The organism is Faecalibacterium intestinale, from assembly GCF_040096575.1.
In the GTDB taxonomy this organism is placed as follows: Bacteria; Bacillota; Clostridia; order Oscillospirales; family Ruminococcaceae; genus Faecalibacterium; species Faecalibacterium intestinale.
Map to the genome: position 1 here is coordinate 194,012 of NZ_JBBMEN010000003.1, position 23,234 is coordinate 217,245.

The 23,234-nt window shown below is 58.8% G+C and carries 23 protein-coding genes; 12 read left to right on the top strand and 11 right to left on the bottom strand.

The window, feature by feature from the left end:
- Positions 1 to 7: 7 nt before the first annotated feature.
- From WMO20_RS04180 to asnA, 4 genes are all read left to right on the top strand, one after another.
- Positions 8 to 1,036 carry a branched-chain amino acid ABC transporter permease gene (locus WMO20_RS04180; RefSeq protein WP_349185945.1) on the top strand — a complete coding sequence of 343 codons (1,029 nt, stop codon included), beginning with the start codon at positions 8 to 10 and terminating at the stop codon, positions 1,034 to 1,036.
- A complete protein-coding gene (locus tag WMO20_RS04185) occupies positions 1,029 to 1,868 on the top strand; it encodes an ABC transporter ATP-binding protein (protein ID WP_112090767.1) in 840 nt (279 codons plus the stop codon). Before WMO20_RS04180 ends, WMO20_RS04185 begins: the two co-directional genes overlap by 8 nt.
- A 3-nt stretch (positions 1,869 to 1,871) precedes the next feature.
- Positions 1,872 to 2,585, top strand: a complete 714-nt coding sequence (locus tag WMO20_RS04190; protein ID WP_112090766.1) for an ABC transporter ATP-binding protein — start codon at positions 1,872 to 1,874, stop codon at positions 2,583 to 2,585.
- A gap of 185 nt (positions 2,586 to 2,770) precedes the next feature.
- Positions 2,771 to 3,784, top strand: a complete 1,014-nt coding sequence (gene asnA / locus WMO20_RS04195) for an aspartate--ammonia ligase (RefSeq protein ID WP_118657881.1) — start codon at positions 2,771 to 2,773, stop codon at positions 3,782 to 3,784.
- 274 nt (positions 3,785 to 4,058) lie between these two features.
- Here asnA and WMO20_RS04200 read toward each other — a convergent pair whose 3' ends face one another.
- The 5 genes from WMO20_RS04200 to WMO20_RS04220 all read right to left on the bottom strand — a co-directional run bounded on the left by WMO20_RS04200 (position 4,059) and on the right by WMO20_RS04220 (position 8,266).
- Complete coding sequence (locus tag WMO20_RS04200) at positions 4,059 to 4,961, bottom strand: DegV family protein (protein WP_256266009.1); 903 nt, start codon at positions 4,959 to 4,961, stop codon at positions 4,059 to 4,061.
- Positions 4,962 to 5,009: 48 nt separating this feature from the next.
- Positions 5,010 to 6,302, bottom strand: a complete 1,293-nt coding sequence (locus WMO20_RS04205; RefSeq protein WP_055185523.1) for an adenylosuccinate synthase — start codon at positions 6,300 to 6,302, stop codon at positions 5,010 to 5,012.
- Positions 6,303 to 6,572: 270 nt separating this feature from the next.
- Complete coding sequence (locus WMO20_RS04210; protein WP_349185946.1) at positions 6,573 to 7,280, bottom strand: LrgB family protein; 708 nt, start codon at positions 7,278 to 7,280, stop codon at positions 6,573 to 6,575.
- Complete coding sequence (locus WMO20_RS04215) at positions 7,261 to 7,677, bottom strand: CidA/LrgA family protein (RefSeq protein WP_435387755.1); 417 nt, start codon at positions 7,675 to 7,677, stop codon at positions 7,261 to 7,263. Before WMO20_RS04215 ends, WMO20_RS04210 begins: the two co-directional genes overlap by 20 nt.
- 157 nt (positions 7,678 to 7,834) lie before the next feature.
- Positions 7,835 to 8,266, bottom strand: coding sequence for an RrF2 family transcriptional regulator (locus tag WMO20_RS04220; protein WP_005922796.1), 432 nt, complete (start codon positions 8,264 to 8,266; stop codon positions 7,835 to 7,837).
- A 236-nt stretch (positions 8,267 to 8,502) separates the two neighbouring features.
- On the opposite strand from WMO20_RS04220, the gene cysK reads away from it, so the two are divergent.
- Together cysK and WMO20_RS04230 are read left to right on the top strand one after the other, a co-directional pair.
- Positions 8,503 to 9,435 carry a cysteine synthase A gene (gene cysK / locus WMO20_RS04225; RefSeq protein ID WP_236130744.1) on the top strand — a complete coding sequence of 311 codons (933 nt, stop codon included), beginning with the start codon at positions 8,503 to 8,505 and terminating at the stop codon, positions 9,433 to 9,435.
- 421 nt (positions 9,436 to 9,856) lie between these two features.
- Positions 9,857 to 10,807: a tRNA dihydrouridine synthase gene (locus WMO20_RS04230; protein WP_349185947.1), complete on the top strand. Its 951-nt coding sequence runs from the start codon at positions 9,857 to 9,859 to the stop codon at positions 10,805 to 10,807.
- A 178-nt stretch (positions 10,808 to 10,985) separates the two neighbouring features.
- Here WMO20_RS04230 and WMO20_RS04235 read toward each other — a convergent pair whose 3' ends face one another.
- Positions 10,986 to 11,231, bottom strand: coding sequence for an IreB family regulatory phosphoprotein (locus WMO20_RS04235; RefSeq protein ID WP_005921243.1), 246 nt, complete (start codon positions 11,229 to 11,231; stop codon positions 10,986 to 10,988).
- A gap of 164 nt (positions 11,232 to 11,395) precedes the next feature.
- Between WMO20_RS04235 and WMO20_RS04240 the strand changes: the two genes are divergently transcribed.
- The 4 genes from WMO20_RS04240 to WMO20_RS04255 all read left to right on the top strand — a co-directional run bounded on the left by WMO20_RS04240 (position 11,396) and on the right by WMO20_RS04255 (position 14,502).
- The gene (locus WMO20_RS04240; protein WP_349185948.1) at positions 11,396 to 11,803 is read left to right on the top strand and encodes a holo-ACP synthase; all 408 of its coding nucleotides are present in this window, start codon (positions 11,396 to 11,398) and stop codon (positions 11,801 to 11,803) included.
- Positions 11,804 to 11,943: 140 nt separating this feature from the next.
- On the top strand, positions 11,944 to 12,294 hold the full coding sequence (locus WMO20_RS04245) for a type II toxin-antitoxin system PemK/MazF family toxin (protein ID WP_005921241.1): 351 nt from the start codon (positions 11,944 to 11,946) through the stop codon (positions 12,292 to 12,294).
- Between the two features lie 196 nt (positions 12,295 to 12,490).
- Positions 12,491 to 13,225 (top strand): LytR/AlgR family response regulator transcription factor, encoded by a 735-nt coding sequence (locus WMO20_RS04250; protein WP_316545490.1) that lies wholly within the window; start codon positions 12,491 to 12,493, stop codon positions 13,223 to 13,225.
- Positions 13,222 to 14,502: a sensor histidine kinase gene (locus WMO20_RS04255; protein ID WP_242983199.1), complete on the top strand. Its 1,281-nt coding sequence runs from the start codon at positions 13,222 to 13,224 to the stop codon at positions 14,500 to 14,502. The genes WMO20_RS04250 and WMO20_RS04255 overlap by 4 nt, the downstream gene beginning before the upstream one ends.
- A gap of 176 nt (positions 14,503 to 14,678) precedes the next feature.
- On the opposite strand, the gene WMO20_RS04260 is transcribed toward WMO20_RS04255, so the two are convergent.
- Together WMO20_RS04260 and WMO20_RS04265 are read right to left on the bottom strand one after the other, a co-directional pair.
- Positions 14,679 to 15,995 carry an NAD(P)-dependent oxidoreductase gene (locus WMO20_RS04260; protein ID WP_349185949.1) on the bottom strand — a complete coding sequence of 439 codons (1,317 nt, stop codon included), beginning with the start codon at positions 15,993 to 15,995 and terminating at the stop codon, positions 14,679 to 14,681.
- Between the two features lie 141 nt (positions 15,996 to 16,136).
- Positions 16,137 to 17,339, bottom strand: a complete 1,203-nt coding sequence (locus WMO20_RS04265; protein ID WP_349185950.1) for a nucleotidyltransferase family protein — start codon at positions 17,337 to 17,339, stop codon at positions 16,137 to 16,139.
- A gap of 244 nt (positions 17,340 to 17,583) precedes the next feature.
- Between WMO20_RS04265 and WMO20_RS04270 the strand changes: the two genes are divergently transcribed.
- Positions 17,584 to 18,783 (top strand): acetate/propionate family kinase, encoded by a 1,200-nt coding sequence (locus WMO20_RS04270; RefSeq protein WP_349185951.1) that lies wholly within the window; start codon positions 17,584 to 17,586, stop codon positions 18,781 to 18,783.
- 586 nt (positions 18,784 to 19,369) lie between these two features.
- The gene (locus tag WMO20_RS04275) at positions 19,370 to 19,657 is read left to right on the top strand and encodes a zinc-ribbon domain containing protein (RefSeq protein WP_112090753.1); all 288 of its coding nucleotides are present in this window, start codon (positions 19,370 to 19,372) and stop codon (positions 19,655 to 19,657) included.
- Positions 19,658 to 19,733: 76 nt separating this feature from the next.
- On the opposite strand, the gene WMO20_RS04280 is transcribed toward WMO20_RS04275, so the two are convergent.
- From WMO20_RS04280 to WMO20_RS04290, 3 genes are read right to left on the bottom strand one after another with little or no spacing between them, the layout of a single operon-like run.
- Positions 19,734 to 20,753 (bottom strand): glycosyltransferase family 2 protein, encoded by a 1,020-nt coding sequence (locus tag WMO20_RS04280; RefSeq protein ID WP_349185952.1) that lies wholly within the window; start codon positions 20,751 to 20,753, stop codon positions 19,734 to 19,736.
- A gap of 21 nt (positions 20,754 to 20,774) precedes the next feature.
- On the bottom strand, positions 20,775 to 21,836 hold the full coding sequence (locus WMO20_RS04285) for an acyltransferase family protein (protein ID WP_349185953.1): 1,062 nt from the start codon (positions 21,834 to 21,836) through the stop codon (positions 20,775 to 20,777).
- Between the two features lie 5 nt (positions 21,837 to 21,841).
- Positions 21,842 to 23,221 (bottom strand): O-antigen ligase family protein, encoded by a 1,380-nt coding sequence (locus WMO20_RS04290; protein ID WP_349185954.1) that lies wholly within the window; start codon positions 23,219 to 23,221, stop codon positions 21,842 to 21,844.
- Positions 23,222 to 23,234: the final 13 nt, after the last annotated feature.

Genomic DNA, 23,234 nt, shown 5'->3' on the forward strand with positions numbered 1-23,234 from the left:
CATAACGATGAAAACCAACCGTAAAACCATCAAAATGCCCGTGCGCTACCTGATGAACGCCGTGCTGGTGGCGCTGCTGTTCGTGGGGCTTTCCTTCCTCACCCAGAATGTGCTGTCCACCTACCAGAACAAGGTGCTGCTGACCGTGGGCATCAATATCATTCTGGCTGTCTCGCTGAACGTTGCCACCGGTTATCTGGGGCAGCTGCCGCTGGGTCACGCCGGTTTTATGGCCGTGGGTGCCTACACCTGCGCGCTGTTTACGAAGTATTCCAACCTGCCCAAGGGCGTTGCCTTTGTTATCGGTCTGGTGCTGGCATGGATCATGGCCGGGCTGTTCGGGGTGCTCATCGGCATCCCCGCCCTGCGCCTGACCGGCGACTATCTGGCCATCCTGACGCTGGGCTTTGGCGAGATCATCCGCATCACCTTGAACAACATTGATGATGTGCTGGGCTTCAAGCTGTTCTACGGCGCAAAGGGCCTGAAGAACATCCCCAAGTACTCCAACTACTGGAACGTGTTCCTGTGCGTGGTCATCACCTGCTTCCTCATCCACGCCATGATGAAGAGCCGCCACGGCCGTGCCGTGCTGGCCATCCGCGACAACGAGATCGCCGCCGAAAGCTGCGGCATCCAGACCACCTACTATAAGGTGATGGCCTTTGCCTTCTCCGCCGCCTTTGCAGGCTTGGCCGGCGGCCTGTACGCCTGCTATCTGGGCGTGCTGGATCCCTCCACCTTCGGCTTTATGAAGTCCATCGAAATTCTGGTCATGGTGGTGCTGGGCGGCATGGGCTCTATGCTGGGCTCCATCCTGTCCGCTACCGTGCTGACCATCCTGCCCGAGGCGACCCGCAGCTTTGACAGCTACCGCATGGTGGTCTACTCGCTGGTGCTGGTGCTGATGATGATCTTCCGCCCGGGCGGACTGCTGGGCAGCTACGATTTCTCCCTGAGCCGCATCGTGGAAAAGGCCATGAATGGCGAACTGTTCCGCAAACATACCAAAAAGGAGGCCGCTGACCATGAGTGAGTTCAAGACCAGACTGCACAGTGTTCCCTCCGGCGGTTTTCTGACCGACCGCGACAAGGACAAAAAGCCCATTCTGGACGTGCGTGAGCTGGGCATCGACTTTGGCGGCCTGACCGCCGTGGACAACTTTAACCTGATGATCGGCCGCAACGAGATCGCCGGCCTGATCGGCCCCAACGGCGCAGGCAAGACCACCGTGTTCAACCTGCTCACCAACGTCTACCAGCCCACCCGCGGCTCCATCCTGATCGACGGGATGCCTACCGCCGGGAAAAAGACCTATCAGGTCAACCGCATGGGCGTGGCGCGCACCTTCCAGAACATCCGTCTGTTCAAGGAGCTGAGCGTCATCGATAACATCAAGGTGGGTCTGCACGAGTCCATGAAGTATAATCTGGCGTCCTCCCTGCTGCGGATGCCGAACTACTGGAAAGAGGAAAAAAAGTGCACCGAGCGCGCACTGGAACTGCTGGACATCTTCCACATGGCAGACCTTGCCAATACACAGGCCGGTAGCCTGCCCTACGGCGCACAGCGGCGGCTAGAGATCATGCGCGCACTGGCTACCGGCCCGAAGCTTCTGCTGCTGGACGAGCCTGCCGCCGGTATGAACCCCTCCGAGACGGCAGAGCTGACCGAGACCATCCGCCGCATCCGCGACGAGTTCAACATTGCCGTGCTGCTCATTGAGCACGACATGAGCCTTGTCATGGGCATCTGCGAGGGCATTGCGGTGCTGAACTTCGGCCGCATCATCGCCAAGGGCACCCCGGACGAGATCCGCGATAACCCGCAGGTCATCGAGGCCTATCTGGGCAAAAAGGAGGGCTGAGCCATGGCTGATACATTACTGAAGGTGGACGGCATCAACGTCTACTACGGCAACATCCACGCCGTAAAGGATATCTCCTTCACCGTCAACGCGGGCGAGATCGTCACCCTGATCGGTGCAAACGGCGCGGGCAAATCCACCACCCTGAAAACCATTTCCGGCCTTTTGAAGCCCCGCACCGGCGATGTGCTGTACAAGGGCAAAAGCATCAAGGGCGTGCGCGCCCACAAGATCGTGGAAAGCGGCCTTGCACAGGTGCCGGAGGGACGCCATGTGTTTTTGCACATGACGGTGGACGAGAACCTTGATATGGGTGCGTACACCCAGCCCGCTTCCACCATTGCCGCCAACAAGGAAAAGGTGTTCACCCTGTTTCCCCGCCTGAAGGAGCGCCGCAAGCAGCTGGCGGGCACCATGTCCGGCGGCGAGCAGCAGATGCTGGCCATGGGGCGTGCGCTCATGAGCAACGCTTCCATGCTGATGCTGGACGAGCCTTCCATGGGTCTTTCGCCGCTGCTGGTGCAGGAGATCTTTGACATCATCCGCGACATCCACAAGGAAGGCATGACCATCCTGCTGGTGGAGCAGAATGCGCAGATGGCGCTTTCGGTGGCCGACCGCGCCTATGTGCTGGAGACTGGCCGCGTGGTCATGGACGGCACCGGTGCTGAGCTGCTGACCAACGAGCGCGTCCGCAGCGCCTATCTGGGCGGGTAAACGGAAAAATAGTTTGATCTGCAGTTCCGAAACGCCCATGGGCGTTTCGGAACTGCTTTTTCCTGCTATCACTTTACTTTCGTAAAAAATTGTGCCATAATGGGTGCAGTATTCCGGCTTTGCAAAAGCCACGCCCCGGCTCGGGAAAGCGGGGCGCAAACCACACAGAATGAGGGGTAAACGTTATGAGCAAGATCATCATCCCGGCAAACTACAAACCCGCGCTGAACCTGTACGACACCCAGCGCGCCATCGGCACGGTAAAGCGGCTGTTTGCCGATACCCTGTGCGCTACGCTGAACCTGTACCGCGTGTCTGCACCGCTGTTTCTGGAGGCTTCCACCGGCCTAAACGACGACCTGAACGGCGTGGAGCGCAAGGTGACCTTTGACATCAAGGACAGCGGCACCGAGGCACAGGTGGTGCAGTCGCTGGCAAAGTGGAAGCGTCAGGCACTGAAGGACTACGATTTCCGCGTGGGCAAGGGTCTGTACTGCGACATGAACGCCATCCGCCGGGACGAGGAGCTGGATAACCTCCACTCGGTCTATGTGGACCAGTGGGACTGGGAAAAGATCATCACGGTGGAGGACCGCAACGAGACCTACCTGAAAAACGTGGTGCGCTGCATCGTGTCTGCGGTGTGCGCTACCGAGATGAACCTGCACGCCATGTTCCCCCAGCTGCAGGATCTGCCCCTGCACACCCCCAACGTGACCTTTGTTACCTCACAGGAGCTGGAGGACAAGTACCCCGATCTGACCCCGAAGGAGCGGGAGAACGCCTTTGTCAAGGAGAACGGCACCACCTTCCTGATGAAGATCGGTGCACCCCTGCGCAGCGGCAAGCCTCACGATGGCCGCGCCCCGGACTACGATGACTGGGATCTGAACGGCGACCTGCTGTTCTGGAACGACCCGCTGCAGTGCAGCTATGAGCTGAGCAGCATGGGCATCCGCGTCAGCCCGGAAAGCATGGACAGGCAGCTGACCATGGCAGGCTGCGATGACCGCCGCACCCTGCCCTTCCACAAGGCAGTGCTGGCTGGCGAACTGCCCTACACCATCGGCGGCGGCATCGGCCAGAGCCGCCTGTGTATGCTGCTGCTGGGCAGCGTCCACATCGGCGAGGTTCAGGCCAGCGTGTGGGACAAGGCCACCCGCGAAGCCTGCGCTAAGGCTGGCATCCCGCTGCTGTAAGCGGAACGATTTTAAATATCCTCCGCTTATGCTCTGGATATTTTCAGCGGAAAAATATTTTTATTTTGAAATACAGCCAAGCCTGCGGGCTTGGCTGTATTTCGTTTTCACGAGAAGGGTCGTAAAGATAAGCTGCATCTCTCCCGTGAAAAAGAAAATCGGGAAGATCCGCAGATCTTCCCGATTTTCAAATATAAAAATAGAGTTCCTTGAATCATGCCCAGAGCAACGCGGAGGGCATTTTAAATCGTCCTCCGGCGGGCATTCCTGCTTATCAATTTTGCTTTTTCCAGCGGCGCATGACGCCCATGCCCAGTGCATAGGGGCCGGTGTGCACCGCAATGGTGCAGCCGATCTGCAACAGCCCTACCTCACACTGTGCGCCGGGGTACTTGGCGCGCAGGGCGGCACGGGTCTGCATCCACAGACGCTTACCTTCATCGGCATCGTAGCCGTAGCCCACCGTGATGCGGTAGTCATCCGGGGTGCCGCCGTGGGCATCCAGATAGTTCATCAGCTGTTCCAGTGCCTTTTCAAAGCTCTTCTGCCGGCCGCGGGCTACGCCGCCGGAGAAGATCTCGCCCTCCTTGAACAGGATCATGGGCTTCAGCCCCAGCATATTGGCGGCGCGGCCGGTCACCTTGCCGATGCGCCCGCCCTTGATGAGGTAGTCCAGATCACCCACGGTGAAGAAGATCTGGTTGGTGGATTTTTCCGCTTCCAGCCAAGTCACAGTCTCGTCCAGCGTGCAGCCTGCGTCCCGCATGGCCACGGCGTTTTCCACCATGGTGGATTCGGTCACGGTGGCGGCGGCAGAGTCGATGACCTCGATGCGGGCATCGGGGTAGTCCTCCAGCACCAGATCCCGGGCGTTGCGGGCGCTGCCCACGCAGCCGCTCATTTTGCCGGTGAACACCAGACACAGTACATCCCGACCCGTCTCGGCGTGTGCGCGGAAGGTCTTTTCAAAGTCCTCGATGGAGGCCAGACTGGTCTTGGGATAGGCCGCCGGGTTATCTACCATGAACTGATAGAAGTCCCGCACGGGGATCTCCAGCCCTTCCTTGCGGTAATGCTCGCCGTCCAGCGATACATAAAAGGGCACGACCTCGATGCCAAGCTGCTTGGCGGTGTCCAGCGTCAGGTCGCAGGCGCTGTCGGTAATGATATCAAACATCTGTGACGCTTCCTTTTCTGAAACTCGGGGGCTGCTTTTGGCGGCAGCTCAGCCGCGGTGGATGTAGGCTTCGCGCTCTGCGCCCACCGAGATATAGGTGATCTTGCAGCCCACAGCCTTTTCCAGATACTCCACATAATCGCGGGCCTGCTGGGGCAGGTCCTCCCACTTGCGGGCTGCAGTGATATCACAGTGCCAGCCGGGCAGATACTCCACCACGGGCTGTGCGGTATCCAGTGCCTCACCCATGGGGAAGCGGGTGGTAGTGGTGCCGTCGGTCAGCTTGTAGGCGGTGACCATGGGGATCTTTTCCATGTAGTCCAGCACATCCAGCAGGGTCAGAGCGACCTCATCGCAGCCCTGGCAGAACACGCCGTAGCGGCTTGCCACCAGGTCGATGGGGCCCACGCGGCGGGGACGGCCGGTGGCTGCGCCGTACTCGTGGCCGGCCTCACGCAGAGCGTGCTTCTCTTCCTCGGTCATGGCCAGTTCGGCGGCGAAGGGGCCGTCGCCCACGCAGGAGGAGTAGGCTTTCATGACACCGATGGAGTTGTGCAGCTTGTGGCCGGGGATGCCGGCACCGATGGGTGCATAAGCACCGATGACGTTGGAGGAGGTGGTGTAGGGGTAGATGCCAAAGTCGATATCGCGCAGTGCGCCCAGCTGTGCCTCAAACAGCACCTTCTTACCGGCTGCATCGGCATCGGCCAGATACTGACCCACATCGCAGATATAGTCCTTGAAGATGGCGGCATACTTTTCGAGCCAGTTCCACATCTCGTCCACGCTGATGGGGGAAGCGTTGTAGCTGCCCTCCATGACCAGATTCTTGGAATCCACCATGGTGACCAGACGCTTCTTCACGGCGTCGTCCAGATGCAGCAGGTCGCCCATGCGCAGGGTCTTTTTCATGTACTTGTCGCCGTAAGCGTAAGCGATGCCGCGCTTGGTGGAGCCGAACTGTGCGCCGGTCTTGGACAGGCGTGCTTCCTCCAGACCATCCTGCTCCACATGATAGGGCATGGTGATGGTTGCGCGGTCGGAGATCTTCAGGTTCTCCGGGGTGATCTTAATGCCCTGCTCGCGCAGCTTATTGATCTCGCCGTCCAGATGATGCGGGTCGATGACCATGCCGTTGCCCATGACGCAGACGACATTGGGGCGCAGGATGCCGGAGGGCAGCAGGTTCAGCACGAACTTGCCGCGCTCGTTTTTAACGGTATGGCCTGCGTTGTTGCCGCCCTGATACCGTGCAACGATGTCGTACTCCTGGCTGATCAGGTCGACCATGCGGCCCTTGCCCTCATCGCCCCAGTTGATACCCGTAATTGCAGTAAGCATAATAAATGACCTCTTTATCCTTTTTTCAAAAGACAGCCTTTTCCGTGCACCTTGCCCGGGATACGCTACCTTGGGTAAAACGCACCGGCTCGCTGCCCTTGCGGCACGCACCAATGCTATTATAGTATAGCACAGTCTGCCGCGCAAAAAAAGGGGCTGTTGTAAAATACAACGCCCCTTTTATACAGATACATCCGATTGACAAAACAGCCGCCCGGTCTGCCCGGACGGCTGCTTTGCACGGAAAAGCGCTTTTTCCGCACGCCCGTTTTACTGGATAAAGCCCACGAACACCGGGCAGAGCACGGCGGTCAGCACACCGGCTACAGCAATGGAAAGGCCGCTCATGGCACCTTCCACCTCGCCCATCTGCAGTGCCTTGCTGGTGCCCACGGCATGGGCTGCCGTGCCGATGCCCACGCCCTTGGCGATAGGGTCGGTGATGTGGAACAGCTTGCACACGGTCTCGGCCAGCAGTGCGCCCACGATGCCGGTGACGATGACGATGGCACCGGTCAGGGCGGCAATGCCGCCCAGCTCTGCTGCCACGTCCATGCTGATGGCGGTGGTCACAGACTTCGGCAGCAGGGTGGCGTACTGCTCCTGGGTCAGGTCCATCGCCAGTGCCAATGCAAAGGCGCTGCCCAGACTGACCAGCGTGCCCACCGAGATGCCCGCAATGATGGCGGGCGCGTTCTCTTTGAGCAGGTCCAGCTTTTCATACAGCGGGATCGCCAGCGCCACCGTAGCGGGCAGCAGCAGATAGCTTACCGGCGCGGCGCTGGTTTTATAGTCCCCATAGGGGATATTGCACACCGACAGAAAAACGATGACAAAAATACTGCCCAGCAGCAGCGGGTTAAAGATGGCCTTGCCGGTCACCCGGTTGATGAGCGCACCCAGCCCAAAGGCCGCCAGCGTAAGCAGCACGCCCCAGGCCGCAGAGCCGGTCAAAAAGTCATTCAGCAGTTCCGTCATGGTCGGCCTCCTCCTTTTTATTGCGGGCGGTCAGCGCCTGCGTGGTGCGGCCTGCCGCCGCCATCACCAGCACCGTCACCGGCAGAATGGCGATCAGGATGGGCAGCAGCAGCTGTCCCATCTCTGCCCACAGCTCCATGATGCCCGCAGCAGCGGGCACGAACAGCAGCGGAAAAATACCGGTCAGGTAGGTGCCGGTCTCCTTGACCTGCTCCAGCTTTACGATCCCGGCGGTCAGGGCTGCCAGCAGCAGCACCAGACCGTACACACTGGCAGGCACCGGCAGCGGCAGCACCACGTGCAGCACCTCGCCCAGAAAACAGAACGCGAGAATGCGCCCGAACTGAAAAATATACTTCGTGTCAGAACTCCCCTTTCTGGTCTTATAAACGAACAGACAACGGGCTTTTCGCCCGGAATTTTCTGCCTTACACAAAGTAAAAGTATACCGCGGACAGCCCGCCCCATCAACCGTAAATCTTGCCAAGAAGTTCTGCACCTTTTGCGCAGAACTGTACAAAAAAGCGCACCGATGCAGTTCCGGTGCGCAAGGCTCAGATCACATAATCGTTGCCGGCCTGATCCGGCAGGGCAAGGTCTGCCAGCGTGATCTTGCCAAAGTAGTCCGAGATCAGGTCGTTGAGCCCCTTCCACATCTCGTAGGTGCGGCAGTTGGCCATCCGGGCGCAGGCAGAAGCTCCGGGGGTCAGGCAGCTTACCGGGGCAAGACTGCCCTCGGTGAGCATCAGGATCTCGCTTACCGTGTACTGATCCGGGCTGCGGGTCAGCCGGTAGCCGCCGCCCTTGCCGCGCAGCCCCTCCAGAAAGCCGTTCTGCACCAGCACCTTGAGGATGTTCTCCAGATACTTTTCCGAGATCTCCTGCCGGGCAGCTACTTCCTTTAAGGGAACATATTTTTCAGACTGATGCTCCGCGAGGTCGATCATCACCCGCAGCGCATAGCGTCCTTTGGTCGAAACGATCATAATCCGTACTTCCTTCCGGTCAAATTTTAATATAACCCATTATACAACAGGGTAAATCACTTTTCAATCCCACTTTTTTCAAAATAACCCTTGACAAGCAGGGAAAACAGGGCTATAATGCCATCAAACCCACAAAGAATGTTGGTTTAAAGGTTTAGAGGGAATCACAGCCGGGCTCACCGGCACAAGACAGGGTCATACACCCCGTAACGATACCAGAAAGAGGGACAAGTATTATGAGCAAGATCTATACCGCCGCAGATCAGTTGATCGGTCACACCCCGCTGCTGGAGCTCAGCCATATCGAAAAGGAAGAGCAGCTGCCCGCCCACGTTATTGCCAAGCTGGAGTACTTCAACCCCGCTGGTTCTGTGAAAGACCGCATTGCGAAAAAGATGATCGACGACGCCGAGGCCAAGGGTCTGCTGAAGGAAGGCTCCGTCATCATCGAGCCCACCTCCGGCAACACCGGCATCGGTCTGGCTGCTGTGGCAGCTGCCAAGGGCTACCGCATCATCATCGTGATGCCCGAGACCATGAGCGTGGAGCGCCGCCAGCTGATGAAAGCTTACGGTGCCGAGCTGGTGCTGAGCGAGGGTGCCAAGGGCATGAAGGGTGCCATTGCCAAGGCCGATGAGCTGGCAAAGGAGATCCCCAATTCCTTCATCCCCGGCCAGTTCGTGAACCCCGCCAACCCGCAGGCGCACATCGAGACCACCGGCCCCGAGATCTGGGAAGATACCGACGGCAAGGTCGATATCTTTGTGGCAGGCGTTGGCACCGGCGGCACCGTGACCGGCGTTGGCAAGTACCTCAAGAGCAAGAACCCCGCCGTCAAGGTAGTGGCTGTGGAGCCCGCCTCCTCCCCTGTGCTGAGCAAGGGCACTGCCGGTGCACATAAAATTCAGGGCATCGGCGCAGGCTTTGTGCCGGACGTGCTGGACACCACCGTCTATGACGAGATCATTGCCGTGGAGAACGATGATGCCTTCGCCACCGGCCGTCTGATTGGCCACAAGGAAGGCGTGCTGGTAGGCATCTCCTCCGGTGCTGCCGTCTGGGCCGCCATCCAGCTGGCAAAGCGCCCGGAGAACGCAGGCAAGAACATCGTTGTCCTGCTGCCCGATACCGGCGACCGTTACCTGTCCACCCCGCTGTTCGCGGAATAATCCCCAAAAAACTCTCCTCTCCCGCTCTGCACCCCGCAGGGCGGGAGTTTTTGTTTGGGGACAAGACGATTTGAATGCGCTCCGCGTTGCTCTGCGCATAGTCATCGGAATAATTATTTTTATTTGTAGTTTCGAAACGCCTGCGGGCGTTTCGAAACTACTTTTTCACAGGAGGGGTTTGGAACGAACTCCCTCAGTCAAAACCTGACGGTTTTGCCAGCTCCCTCTGGGAGGGAGCCTCTGGCGCACCCGCAAACTTTGCACTTTAGCCGGAAACTGTACCGCCATGCCAAAGGCCCCATCTTAGAGGGGGCTGGCATCGCGCAGCGATGACTGGGGGAGTTTCCCCCGTCCACTCCCCTTTCCCCTCACCCGATTTTATGCTACAATACCGGTAACAAAAACGTTTGGAGAAACGCCCATGCTTTATTATGCTGCCCCCATGGAGGGGTTCACAGACCGGGTCTGGCGGCAGGCCCATCAGAAATGGTTCGGCGCACAAGGCGCTGCCGACCGCTATTATGCGCCGTTTATCTCCCCGCCGGAGAACCGGGTGCTCATTAAAAAGAAGATGGCAGAGCTTGCCCCGGCGGCAAATCCCGGTGCGCCGGTCATCCCGCAATTGCTGGCGAAGGACGGCGAGCTGGCTGCTTGGATGATCGGGCAGCTGCGGGCGCTGGGCTATACTGAGGTGAACCTGAATCTGGGCTGTCCCGCCGGGACGGTGACCGCCAAGGGCAAGGGCTCCGGGATGCTGCGGGACCCGGCCAAGGTAGATGCCTTTCTGGACGGGGTATTCTCCCGCGCCGAGGGACCTGTCTCGGTCAAGACCCGGCTGGGTGTGGAGAAGGCGGAAGAGTTTGCCGCCATTCTGGAAATTTATAATCGCTACCCCATCTCGGAGCTGACCATCCATCCCCGGGTGATGCGGCAGCAGTACCGCGGACAGGCCGACCGCGCCGCCTTTGCGGCTGCGCTGCCCCGGTGCACCATGCCGGTGTGCTACAACGGCGATGTGACCACCGCCGCCCAGCTCCACGCGCTGGAAGAGGAGTTTCCCGCCCTGTCCGGCATCATGGTGGGGCGCGGGCTCATTGCTGACCCGGCGCTCTTCCGCAGGGCGCGGGGCGGTGCGCCCGCCGCCAAGGAGGAGCTGCGGGGCTACCTGACCGACCTGTACCACGGCTACACTGAACTGTTCGGCAGCGCGGGCTGCGCCATCAGCCGGATGAAGGGGCACTGGTTCTACCTCATCCACTGCTTTGCCGGGGCGGAAAAGCTGGAAAAGCAGCTGAAAAAGCTGCGGGAGCCGTGGGAGTACGAGGTGGTGGTGAACCAGATCTTCACCCTGCCGCTGGTGGAAAACGATTAAAATGTGCTCCGCTTTGCTCTGCACATATTCAGCGGAAATCATATTTATAATTTCGTGTTTGTCGCACTCTGCGGAGTGCTCCAAACACATTTTCACGGGTGGGGTCGCAGAGGAAAACTGCATCTGCAATAAAAAAGCCCGCCGTCTTATGCAGACAGCGGGGCTGAAAAGGACCGTATTACACGTTGAGGTAGCTGCGCAGCATAGCCTGCAGCAGGTCGTCACGATCCACCTTGCGGATCATGGCACGGGCATTCTTATAGGTCGTAATGTAGGTAGGGTCTTCGGACAAAATGTAGCCCACCAGCTGATTGACCGGGTTATAGCCTTTTTCCTTCAAAGCATCGTACACCTGCTGTACGATCTCGTGGATCTCATAGTCCTTTTTATCGTGGATGGAGAAAATCGCGGTTGCGTCTCCCACGCAATACACCCCCTTCGGTTGAAACTAGTCTCATTGTACACGAAATGCGCCGAAACTTCAAGATAATTACGCCGGATTTGCACATCCTGTACAAAATTTCCAGCAATGTTCCGGCAAGATGAACGATGTCCGGGCGGCATTCTGCCCGCGAAAGGAGCCTTTGTATGCTTTACGGCATCGGCTGCGACCTGTGCAGCCTTTCCCATCTGGAAAAAAGCCTTTCCTCTGCCCACGCAGCAGCCTTTGTGCGCCGGGTGTACGGCCCGGCTGAGCAGGCGGCGCTGGGGCTTTTGGAAGGCTCTGCTGCGCCGCTGAACGCCCACCGCCTTGCCAGCGCCGCCGCAGATTTTGCCGCCAAGGAAGCCTTTCTCAAGGCGGCAGGCACCGGCCTGCGGGAGCCTTTTTCTCTATGTGAGATCGAGGCCGTCCGGCAGGAAAACGGTGCCCCGGCCTACCGCTTCAGCGGGCAGACCGCCGCATGGGTGGCGCAGCACCGGCTGCGGGCCCGGCTCTCCTTAAGCCACGAGGGCGGCATGGCGCTGGCCTTCTGCACGCTGGAAGAGGAAAGCTGACCGCCCTTTGTGCATACAATGGAATATCGCCCCCGCACTGCATAAGCCGCACCCGGTCTGCGCATACTGAGAGCAGACAGGATGCGCCGGACGCATCACATAGCGGGGCACATCCTCCAGACAAACAGGAGGGAGATTCCATGGAGGTACACAGAGGAGAAGTTTTCTACGCCGATCTTTCGCCGGTGGTGGGCTCGGAGCAGGGCGGTGTGCGCCCGGTGCTGATCGTACAGAACGAGATCGGCAACCGGCACAGCCCCACTGTGATCGCGGCAGCCATTACATCCCGGCTGGACAAGACCCGCCTGCCCACCCACATCAACATCCGGGCGGCGGACACCGGCCTTGCCAAGGACAGCGTGGTGCTGCTGGAACAGATCCGCACGCTGGATAAGCACCGCCTGCGGGAGCGCGCCGGGCAGATCACCGCCGCCGACCAGAAGCGGGTGGATCAGGCGCTGGACGTAAGCCTTGGGCTGAGCTCGTACTAAAAAACAAGCGGAAAGATTATTTATAATTTCGGGACACCGGAGCGTCTGCGGACGCTCCGGTGTCCCATTTTCACGGGAAAGAATTTGTGGAACCCCACCTATAACAAAAGGTAAATTTGCGAAAAAGACGTGACGAAACGGCGCAGATGTGGTATCGTTAAAGGGTAGATTTTTGTTCGGAAAGGATTTCTTTGCTATGACCCGGATCGCTTTCTGTGATGACGATGCCGCCCTGCTGCATCAGATGCAGGATTTTCTGGAGCAGTACCGTGCCCTGCGGGGTGTGCAGCTGGAGCTGTTTCCCTATACAAAACCCATGGAGCTTCTGGCAGATATCGAAGCCGGGGTGCGCTTTGACGTGCTGTTTTTGGATGTGCTCATGCCCGGCATCAACGGCATCAATGCCGCGCGGGAGATCCGCCAGTACGACACGGCGGTGCAGATCATCTTTGTCACTTCCTCTTCGGAATTTGCCGTACAGTCCTATGTGGTAGGCGCATACTACTACCAACTCAAGCCCATCTGGAAGGACAGCTTTTTCCGCCTTACCGATGCTGTGCTGGCCGAGTGCCGCAAGCGCACCCAGCACAGCCTGATCCTGCGCTGCAAAAGCGGCGTAACCCGCATTACACTGGACAGTCTGGAATACTGCGAGGTGCAGGGGCGCACGCTGGTATTCCATCTGCTGGACGGCACCGTCATCGAGAGCAGCGGCAGCATGGACGAGCTGGCACGGCAGCTGGCAGATTACCCGGGCTTTCTGCGCCCGCACCGCTCCTATCTGGTAAACATGGAGTACATCCAGAACATCACCGCCAAGAGCATCACCATGGAAAGCCTTGCCGAGGTGCCGCTGCCCCACGGGCGCTTTACCGCCGTGCGGGATCAGTATCTGGAATACGCCTTTGCGGGAAAGAAGGTCGTCCTGTGACCGCCCCGGGCATTCTGCCGGAAGTGCTGGACGGTGCAGCAGTAGGCATTTTCGGTATCCTGCTCAGTGCGGCGTTCTGCCCCATCCGCTGGACGGGCAAAAAGCGCTGGGCGCTGGCGGGCTGCACCGCCGGGCTGCTGGCACTGCAGGGCATCTTCTACTTTGGCACCAGTCCCACGGCTGCCCAGTACCTTTACCCCCTCATCACCCACCTGCCGCTGTATGTCGTGCTGGTGCTGTTCAGCGGACAGAAGGTCTGGCCGCTGGTGGCGGTGCTCACGGCCTACCTGTGCTGTCAGGTGCGGCGCTGGGCGGCGCTGGCCGTGGCGCTGTTCTTCCCGCAGCATCCGCTGGTGCAGCCGGTGGCTGAGCTGCTGTTCACCCTGCCGCTGCTGTTGCTGTTCATCCGGTTCCTTGCCCCCTCCATGCGGCAGCTTTCCCGCTACCCGGCTTCCGTGCAGTGCCAGTTTGGCATCGTGCCGCTGGTGGGTTATCTCTTTGATTACATCACCCGTGTCTACACCAGCCTTTTGTCCGGTGCAAACCCGGCGGCGGTGGAGTTCATGTTCTTTGTGTGCTGCGCAGCCTTTTTGTGCTCCATTTTGCGCGCCTCCCGGGTGGAGCGGCAGCGCATCCAGATGGAGCAGTTACAAACCAGCCTGAACTTGCAGGTCACGCAGGCCATGCGCGAGATCGAAGCACTGCGCCTTTCCCAGCAGCGCGCCAGCACCTACCGCCACGACCTGCGCCACCATATGCAGTTTCTGGCAGGCTGCATCGAGAATGGCCGCACCGAGCAGGCGCTGGGCTACATCCGCAGCGTGTGCAGTGAGATCGAGGCCGGCAAGGTGACCGTCTACTGCGAGAACGAAGCTGCGAATCTCATCTTTTCTGCCTTTGCAGACCGCGCCGCCAAGGCCGGGGTACAGTTCACGGTGCAGGCAGGCATCTCGCAAAAGCCGGCCGTCTCGGAGAGCGATCTGTGCGTGTTGCTTTCCAACGCACTGGAAAACGCCCTGCACGCCGCCGTGCGCTGCCGCGAAGCCGGGCACGAAGCCTTTATCGAGACCTCCGGGCACGAAAAAGGCCACAAGCTGTTTTTGCAGATCACCAACAGCTGTCTGCCGGACGTGCAGCTCCGGGATGGCATCCCGGTCACCGACCAGCCCGGCCACGGGCTTGGGGTGCGCAGCATCTGCGCCATCTCAGAGCGGTACGGCGGCCTGACCAGCTTTGCCGCAAAGGACGGACAGTTTACCCTGCGGGTAATGTTATAATGAAAAGGGTATCGGAACCGCCGCAGCGTTTCCGATACCCTTTTTTACAACATGAATTTCTCTCTGTGAAAATGGGACACCGGAGCGTCCGCAGACGCTCCGGTGTCCCGAAATCAAAAATATTCTTTCCGCTGAACATGGCCAAAGCAAAGCGGAGGCCATGCAAAATCGTCTTATTACAGCTGCTGCTTGCCCAGCACGTCAGAGGTAGGGGTCTGGAACACCGGGATGCCGGCATAGGGGTCGGCATCGGTGTCGGCGGGCAGGCTCTTCATATACTCATCCATGGCGACAGCCACCTTCTTGGCAACGGCCACAGCCTCCACCACGGTGCGTGCGCCCATGACGGCGTCGCCGCCGGCAAACACGCCCTCGCGGGTGGTGCGGCCGTCCTCGCTGACGCTCAGCAGGCCCTTCTGGTTGGTCTCGATGCCGGTCGTGGTCTTGACGAGGTTGCTCTCAGAGCCCTGACTGACCGACACGATGACGCCGGTGTGGGGGTACAGAGTTTCGCTGCCCTCCACCTGCGTGAACTTGCCGTCCTCGCCCTTGACGGTGTCGCGGCAGATCAGGCCGTTTTCCCGGATCTCCACCGGTGTCTTGCAGAAGCGGAAGCCCACGCCCTCCAGCTTGGCGTAGCTGACCTCGTACTCGGAAGCGCTGATGCAGCTTTCGTCCCGGCGGGCGTAGCAGGTAACATGGCGGGCACCGTTGCGGATAGCGGTGCGGGCACAGTCCATGGCGGAATTGCCCACGCCGATGACAGCCACGTCATCGCCCAGACGGAAAGCCTTGGAGTTTGCCAGATAGTCGATGCCAAAGGCTACGTTGCCAAGGCTCTCGCCCTTGATGTGCATGGCGTTGGCCTTCCACAGACCGGCACCGATGAACACGCTCTTGTAGCCGTCGCGGAACAGGTCATCGATGGTGATGGTCTTGCCGATGGTAGTGTTGGGGCGCACCTTGATGCCCTTCAGCTCCAGATGGCGGTACTGGAAATCGTCCAGCACGCTGTCCGGCAGGCGGTAGTTGGGGATGCCGTAGCGCATCACGCCGCCGATCTTATCCCGGGCGTCAAAGATAGTCACGTCATAGCCCCAGCGCGCCAGCAGCACGGCGATGGTCAGGCCCGCCGGGCCGGAGCCCACCACAGCGGCCTTCATGCCGTTTTTCGGGGCAGGGCCTGCGGTCATCTTGTTGGCGTAGGTGGTAGAGATATAGTCCTCGATGATGGAAAAGTGCACCGGGTCGTGGCTGAGCATCCGGTTGCGGATGCAGTGGCCCTCGCACTGCTTTTCGTGGTTGCACACCAGACTGCACACGGTGGTCAGGGGATTGTTTTCAAACAGCATCCGGCCTGCATCGTCCATCTGGTTTGCCTTGAGCAGACGGATGACCTCCGGGATATTGGTGTGGATGGGGCAGCCCTCCTGACACATCGGCTTTTTGCAGCCGAGGCAGCGGTTGGCTTCGTCCAGAACATGAAGTGCCATGGGTTCCTCCTTGTGTTTCCCCTGCGGGGACAGTCATTTTTTACAGGTTTGTTGTATCCAACATTGCATTGCTTTAATCATACACCCGAACCGCGCCGGATACAAGAGGGCACAATATAAAATTTTTCACGTTATTTTTTGTCAATTCGTCAAAAAGATAATTTTTTGACGATATATCCCGCCCATCGGCTCCGGTTTTGCCCGGCACAGCGCACCAAGGTCGCTGGCTCTGCTTTGGGCGGCAGCCATTTGGGCGCAGGTCCCGTTTTCCCGCGACAGACGCGCCAGCGAGTGGGACAGCGGCAGCGCCGTCTCCCCGGGCAGGGGCAGCGCTTCCTTGCGCGCACCCAGCAGGTGCAGGTAGGGCGGCAGCGCCGGGGTCTGGGCGGTGTAGCCAAGCGCCGCATCCATCGCCAGCCGCCGCATCCGTGCCCGGGGGTAGCGCACGGTGGTCAGGGCATCCAGCAAAGCGGGCAGGCTTGCGGTCTCCCGCACGGCGTTTTCCAGCCGGTGCTCCAAGCCCTCGGATACTCCGCGCACTGCTGCAAAGGGAGCTTGCTCTGTGCAGGCAGCCCGCAGCAGTGCCAGCTCGCAGTGCCCCATGACTGCAAAATCTGTATACTTTCCGTCATATTCCGCTTGTATATACAATTTTAGTGCCTTTTCCGGCACATAGGGCGCCAGCGCCGCCGCGCCGCCCTCCGCCCAGAGCGTCCGCAGGGCGCTGGCGCTGGCAAAGGCTGCGTGAGCGCTTTCGGTCAGCGCCTGCCCGTGGTCTGCCCCCTGCCGGGGCAGGGCGATGGGCTGCATTTCTACATTTTGTTCTATGATGGCTTTACAATACTCTACGGCAAGATTATTGTTGGGCTTGTCCAGCAGGGCGGCAATGTCCGACCCCGGACACAGCGCCTGCACCGCCGCCTGCCGGGCAGCGGCAAAGCTGCGTGCCCCGGCGGCAAGCTGCTGCCTGAGCGCGGTGCGGTATTCTTCGCTGCACAGCACCCGGGCGGCTTTTTGCAGCAGGGCGGTGTCCGGGGTCTCTGCCCCAAAGACCAGCGCATCGCACCCGGCAGCTGCCAGAATGCGCACGCCCGCCCGGGCAAAGGCCTCGGCACCGGCGCAGGCGCAGGGCGCGGGCAGGGCAAACACATGGTCTGCCCCGCAGGCCAGCGCCGCCTGCACCCGCACTGGCTCCGGCAGCAGCGGCAGCGCACCCCGCTGGGTAAGCCCGCAGCTCATGGCAACAGCCACCCGCTGCGCCCCCAGTGCCCGCGCCTGCGCCAGCTGCCATGCGTGGCCGTTGTGGAAGGGGTCGTACTCCGCAATGATGCCTGCAAACTTCATGGAACTGCTCCTTTTCACCAAAAGATTGTTAAATTTATATCGGATATACAGAAAAATCCTGCCGTCTCCGGGATTTGTGGGCAGGATGTACAAAAACCTTGTACACAAGTTTTACCGCTTTGCCCGGGTTGCGCCTTGAAAAGCCGCCATCCCTATTATATAATAAACATAGGAATCTGTAAAATTCTGTCCGCAGGTTTTTTCAGGCTGCGGACGGTACAAAAATTTTCAGGAGGCAACACAGATGAAAGTTCTGGTTATTAACTGCGGTTCTTCTTCCCTGAAGTATCAGCTGATCGATATGGACGGCGAGAAGGTGCTGTGCAAAGGCCTGTGCGAGCGCATCGGCATGGAGAGCAGCATGATCACTCACGAGGCCAACGGCACCAAGGCTACCACCCCGGCGATCTTCCCCACCCACACCGAGGCTTTTGCCGAGGTCGTGAAGAAGATGACCACCGGTGCAGGCAAGTGCATCAATGACGTGAGCGAGATCGACGCCATCGGTCACCGCGTCGTGCACGGCGGCGAGAAGTTCAAGAGCAGCTGCCTGATCACCGATGAGGTCATCAACACCCTGCGCGAGCTGAGCCCGCTGGCTCCCCTGCACAACCCCGCCGGTATTCTGGGTATCGAAGCCGCCCGCAAGGTGTTCGGCAACATTCCCATGGTAGCCGTGTTCGACACCGCTTTCCACAGCACCATGCCGCCGAAGGCTTATATGTACGCCATCCCCTACGAGTACTACGAGAAGTACGGCGTGCGCCGCTATGGCTTCCACGGCACCAGCCACAAGTACGTTGCCCACAAGGCAGCCGAGTATCTGGAGGAGCCCATTGAGCGCCTGAAGCTGATCACCTGCCATCTGGGCAACGGTTCTTCCATTGCCGCAGTCGATCAGGGCAAGGTGGTGGATACCTCCATGGGCATGACCCCGCTGGCCGGCCTGATGATGGGCACCCGCTGCGGCGATCTGGACCCCTCTGTGGTCAACTACCTGAAGTACACCCTGAACATCACCGGCCACGAGCTGGACGAGATCCTGAACAAGAAGTCCGGCCTGCTGGGCATCTCCGGTGTTTCCAGCGACAAGCGTGACGTGGAAGAGGCTGCCGAGGCCGGCAACAAGCGCGCACAGCTGGCTTCCGATATGCTGAACTATCAGATCAAAAAGACCATCGGCAGCTACATTGCAGCCATGGGCGGCGTGGATGCCATCGTCTTTACCGGCGGCATCGGCGAGCACGATGCCATTGCCCGCGCAAAAATCTGCCACCACATGGATTGGCTGGGCATCCGCATCGACACCGAGAAGAACAAGCACCCCATTGGCGATGTGTGCGAGATCACCGCTTGGGGCGCAAAGGTGCGCACGCTGGTCATTGCTACCGACGAGGAGCTGATGATTGCCCGCGACACCAAGGAAGTCATCGAAAAGAAGTAAGCTTTTCCCAAAGGGCTTTGCAGGGGCTGCTGCACAGAATGTGCAGCAGCCCCTTTTTGATATTTCAGAAAATCGGCAGTTTCTTTATTGTAGCTGTTTTTACTTTAGCATCCTCGCCCTCTCAGTCAATGCCTATCGGCATTGCCAGCTCTCCCAAAGGGAGAGCCTTTGGCAGTCCACGCAAACTTCATCTCATTGCCAAGGCCTCTCCCTTTGAGGAAAGACTTCCCCCGGCCGGGGGAAGATGTCGCGCAGCGACAAAAGGGGGAGTGTGGCACGGCGTAAGCCGTGACGGAGAGGGCGAGGGCGCTGACCTTGTGCAGTATACCGCTTTTCTATCTTCCGGCGGTGATTTTACCCAAATATATGCTGTCGGTTTGTGCCATGTGTACAAATAAAAGGGCGAACGGTTGTTTTTTGGTTGACAAATCTTAAAAATAACGGTACAATAGGAAAGTCCTCAATCCGAGGGCGTTTATCTATTCAAGCCCCTGGTAAGCTTACTGATCAGCGCGATGGTCCCAAAACCAAAGGTATGGTTACAATCCTTCCGTGGGCAAGAACTAACTAAAGAGGAGATACTACTATGTTTGAAGACAAGACTCTGGTCTGCAAGGACTGCGGTAAGGAATTTGTTTGGACTGCCGGCGAGCAGGAGTTCTACGCTTCTCGCGGCTTCGAGAACCAGCCCCAGCGCTGCAAGCCCTGCCGTGACGCCCGCAAGAACGGCGGCGCACGCAGCAACAGCGGCGAGCGTCAGATGTTCGACGCTGTCTGCGCAGCTTGCGGCAAGACCTGCAAGGTTCCCTTCCAGCCCCGTGAGGACCGTCCGGTCTACTGCTCTGACTGCTTCGCTCGCATGAAGCAGAACTAAGCGCTGATTTTCATTTAAATCGGTAACAAATCCCCCCGCTGCCTGCTTGGCAGCGGGGGGATTTTTGCGCTCCTCTTCAGGTATTCTTGCGCTGATTTACACCCGAAAGCATCAGCACCGTGCGGTACAGCCGCAGCTTGAGCAGCAGCAGCTTTACCCGGTCGTTCCGGCTCTGCATGGCGTGCAGCGGGGTGCTGCGCACCGCTGTGCGCACCCGGGGCTTTTGCAACGCACTGCGCAGCCAAGCAGTCTGCTCGGCGAGGGAAAGCGGGCTGCAGCCAAGGTTCTTGATCCCCATCATCAGGTCGCGGATGGTACAGTAATTGGCCTTTGCGCGGTGCATGGGACTGTCCAGCAAGCCCCACGCGGCAACGGTGTCCCACACCGCATCGCTCAGGTAGAAGTTATCTTCCAGCCGTTCCGGGTGGTAGCGGTTGGACAGACTGCCCCGCCGGGCGATGACATAATGGTACAGCGGCTTTTCCAGCACCACCAGACAGCCGGGGTTCTGGCGATAGAATGCTACGAAGAACATTCCATCCTCACCCAGCTGATGGGGAGGAAAGCGCAGATGGTGCTGTTCCAGAAACGCTCTGCGGTACATTTTGTTTGCAGCCAGATACGAGGACGCCATCTTGTCGAAATGCTCCTTGAAGGGCTCGCCCCGGTACACGCCGGAAAAGGTATAGTGGTCGGTTTCAGAGTGCAGCAGCTTTCCGTTTTCATCGCAGATGTCGTAAAACATCCCAAACTCCACACAGTCTGCATCCGCGTCCCGGACGGTATGGTACAGCACCTCTGCGGCGTCCGGCTCCACCCAGTCGTCCGGATCCAGAAAGAAAATATATTCTCCCCGGGCAGCATCCAGACCCGCATTGCGGGCAGCGGCTACACCGCCGTTGGGCTGGTCAATAAAGCGAAACCGCGCATCCTCGGCAGCAGCTTGTACGCACAGCGCGGCGCTGCCGTCCTTGGAGCCATCGTTGATGAGAATAGCCTCGAAGTCGGTCAGGGTCTGCGCCCGCAGTGAGCGCAGCGCCCGGGGCAGCAGGCGCTCCATATTATAAATGGGCACTATAAACGTAATACAGGGCATGATCCCAACTCCTTGAAATGATTATCCCGGCAGGCCGAGCCGACGCAGCAGCGGACGCAGATGCAGCCGACCGGCAAGACGGCAGAACAGGTACGGCACTACCAGACCGGCCGCACCGCAGATGAAAACTGTCCCGCCCGCAGAAACGCCCAGTTTTTCATACAGCACAAGCCCCGGCACTGCGCAGCAAAAGGGCTGGTGATACAGATAGAACAGCATGGTGTTCTGCCCCAGCGGAACCAGCCGCCGCAGGGGCTTTTGCAGCAGCACACACGCCGCCCAGATGCCCACACAGAACCCGCTGACCTTAAAATAGTCCACCCATGTGCACACAGCCTCTGCAAGCAGGCCGTCAGGCCAGACCATAGTGGGGAACAGCAGTCCCCACACCACCCACAGGCCGCACAAGGTGCCAAAAAGCATCAGCGGCTTTGCGTGCTGTTCGGCCTTTTCACGCGGGAGCACACAGCCCAGAAAGAAAAACGCACCCTGCTGGAAATAACTTTTCACTGCCCAGAACCATTCGGTGAAAAGCAGCTGATAGCACGCGGGCAGCGCCACCACCAACACCAGCTTTGCCGCCCGGGCTGCCGCCGGGGACAAGGCTTTGTCCAACAGCCATGCCGTGAGGACAAACCAGAACAGCGTAGGCAGATACCACAGATGAAAACCATAGGGGTTCTCGTTGCGCAGCACCAACCAGAGATATTCCGCAGGCTGTTTTAGCTGGTATGCGCTGCCGGACAGCAGCGCCCGCACCGGCGGCACCAGATTTGCCATGCAAAACAAAACGTATAAAAAGCCGGAATATATCCCCCACGGCAACAGCAGACTGCGTGCCTTTTTGCACACGTATTGCCGGGCGGAAAGGCTGCGGTTCTTCTGCGCGGTCAGGGTGCAGCCCATACCGGAGAGCAGAAACAGCAGCGGGACGTGGAACCGGTAAACAAAGGTATACGAGAACGCACACCATGGATGTGCGGCACGCATGGACATCCGAAAGGTATGACCGTAGATCACCAGCAGCAGGCCAATGGCCTTGGCGATGTCGATGTGATCCAGACGTTTGGTGGTTTGTGTCATCTCTGTCAGCCCTCCTGCATCAGAATATGGATGCGATCCCGCATCTCCTGCCGACTGTCCGGCATCCACACCTTGGGCTTCGGGGGCTTTTTGCGCTCCATTGCATAGGCAAGCGTCACCAGACGCAACGCCATCGTGCTCCAGAAATAAAAGGCAGTGTTATCGGTCAGATAGGTCACCGTCATATAGCCCAGTTCGCACAGATACAGCAGTGTGGTCTGCTGGTCTGCATAGTGCTGCCAGAACAGCGGGGTCAGAATATATTGAATGCCGGACCAGAGCAGAAAACCCGGAAAGCCCATTTCTACAAAGACCTTCAGGATATCGTTGTGGAAAGGAAAGGGCTGGTTGATAAGTCCCGCATCGTACCACTGGCTAATGATGGTATCCACATATTCAAAGCCATGGCCAAAATAGGTAATGGATAATTCATAGTAGGGGTTTGCCATGCTCCACAGGTAGTCCCGTCCCATCATATCTACGCCAACACTGTTCAAAAGCCTTGAAATGATGCCATTACGCACACCGTAGAGGAATGCCAGAAAAAACAGGATGCAGCACCCGCCCACTGTCGGGTAAACCCAGCTGGGCACCTTGCGCTTACGGAAAAACAAAGCAATCAGAACAAACAAGAGCACTGCCGGAATGGCGCTGCGCTTCATACCGACCAGAAAAAACCAGCAGCAGGCAAGCAGATACCGCCGACGTTTGCGTTTTTCCTGCTGAGTGTCATGGGGCGCAAAGACGGTATAATACAAAACCATCTGTCCGAACACAAAGGTCAGATCATGGATCTCCAGCTGCAGCGCGTAGCCGTCTGCATCGCCGAAGGTGACCAGACAGGTGATGAGAGACTGGAGGCTGGCTGCAACGCCATATCCGGGAACGCTCATCAGCATGATGGCAGTGTTGGTAATACAGATGCTGATGGTGAACAGTTCGATTGCCTTTTCCCGAAACAGATAGACCAGCGCCACGGCAGTAAGGATGGCAATGCTCTGGAACAAAAGCTTAGAACAGCTGCGGATCATGGAGGACACCGCAGCAAAGCTTTCGATCCAGATGACTATCGACCAGAAAAACAACGCCACCATCAGGGACATATACAGCAGGGTAGGCTTCCAGATCTCCCGGAAGCGCTTTTCGTCCGGGTAAAACAGAGCGTACAGCACCGCCAGCCCGATCACCCCCAGCGCAACGGCCTTGGGCAGACCGCCCACTGCACTGTTGATAGGTTTCCACTCCCCCAGCCCGGCACAGGACAAAAAGACCACGCAGCCGATGGTCAGCAGCCTTTGCCACAGCGGGCTGTCCTTATAAAATAAAGAGGCCGGTGTTTTCCGGCTATAATCCTTTTTGGTCAGGATCTGATCCAATGTGCGCATGAAAAAGGGTTCT

Coding starts and splice junctions, on each gene's coding strand:
- WMO20_RS04285 (WP_349185953.1), bottom strand. CDS start 21,836: ATGACACAAACCACCAAACGTCTGGATCACATCGACATCGCCAAGGCC.
- WMO20_RS04180 (WP_349185945.1), top strand. CDS start 8: ATGAAAACCAACCGTAAAACCATCAAAATGCCCGTGCGCTACCTGATG.
- WMO20_RS04205 (WP_055185523.1), bottom strand. CDS start 6,302: ATGCTTACTGCAATTACGGGTATCAACTGGGGCGATGAGGGCAAGGGC.
- WMO20_RS04250 (WP_316545490.1), top strand. CDS start 12,491: ATGACCCGGATCGCTTTCTGTGATGACGATGCCGCCCTGCTGCATCAG.
- WMO20_RS04210 (WP_349185946.1), bottom strand. CDS start 7,280: ATGACGGAACTGCTGAATGACTTTTTGACCGGCTCTGCGGCCTGGGGC.
- WMO20_RS04290 (WP_349185954.1), bottom strand. CDS start 23,221: ATGCGCACATTGGATCAGATCCTGACCAAAAAGGATTATAGCCGGAAA.
- WMO20_RS04220 (WP_005922796.1), bottom strand. CDS start 8,266: ATGATCGTTTCGACCAAAGGACGCTATGCGCTGCGGGTGATGATCGAC.
- WMO20_RS04280 (WP_349185952.1), bottom strand. CDS start 20,753: ATGCCCTGTATTACGTTTATAGTGCCCATTTATAATATGGAGCGCCTG.
- asnA (WP_118657881.1), top strand. CDS start 2,771: ATGAGCAAGATCATCATCCCGGCAAACTACAAACCCGCGCTGAACCTG.
- WMO20_RS04240 (WP_349185948.1), top strand. CDS start 11,396: ATGCTTTACGGCATCGGCTGCGACCTGTGCAGCCTTTCCCATCTGGAA.
- WMO20_RS04200 (WP_256266009.1), bottom strand. CDS start 4,961: ATGTTTGATATCATTACCGACAGCGCCTGCGACCTGACGCTGGACACC.
- cysK (WP_236130744.1), top strand. CDS start 8,503: ATGAGCAAGATCTATACCGCCGCAGATCAGTTGATCGGTCACACCCCG.
- WMO20_RS04265 (WP_349185950.1), bottom strand. CDS start 17,339: ATGAAGTTTGCAGGCATCATTGCGGAGTACGACCCCTTCCACAACGGC.
- WMO20_RS04275 (WP_112090753.1), top strand. CDS start 19,370: ATGTTTGAAGACAAGACTCTGGTCTGCAAGGACTGCGGTAAGGAATTT.
- WMO20_RS04260 (WP_349185949.1), bottom strand. CDS start 15,995: ATGGCACTTCATGTTCTGGACGAAGCCAACCGCTGCCTCGGCTGCAAA.
- WMO20_RS04245 (WP_005921241.1), top strand. CDS start 11,944: ATGGAGGTACACAGAGGAGAAGTTTTCTACGCCGATCTTTCGCCGGTG.
- WMO20_RS04190 (WP_112090766.1), top strand. CDS start 1,872: ATGGCTGATACATTACTGAAGGTGGACGGCATCAACGTCTACTACGGC.
- WMO20_RS04230 (WP_349185947.1), top strand. CDS start 9,857: ATGCTTTATTATGCTGCCCCCATGGAGGGGTTCACAGACCGGGTCTGG.
- WMO20_RS04185 (WP_112090767.1), top strand. CDS start 1,029: ATGAGTGAGTTCAAGACCAGACTGCACAGTGTTCCCTCCGGCGGTTTT.
- WMO20_RS04270 (WP_349185951.1), top strand. CDS start 17,584: ATGAAAGTTCTGGTTATTAACTGCGGTTCTTCTTCCCTGAAGTATCAG.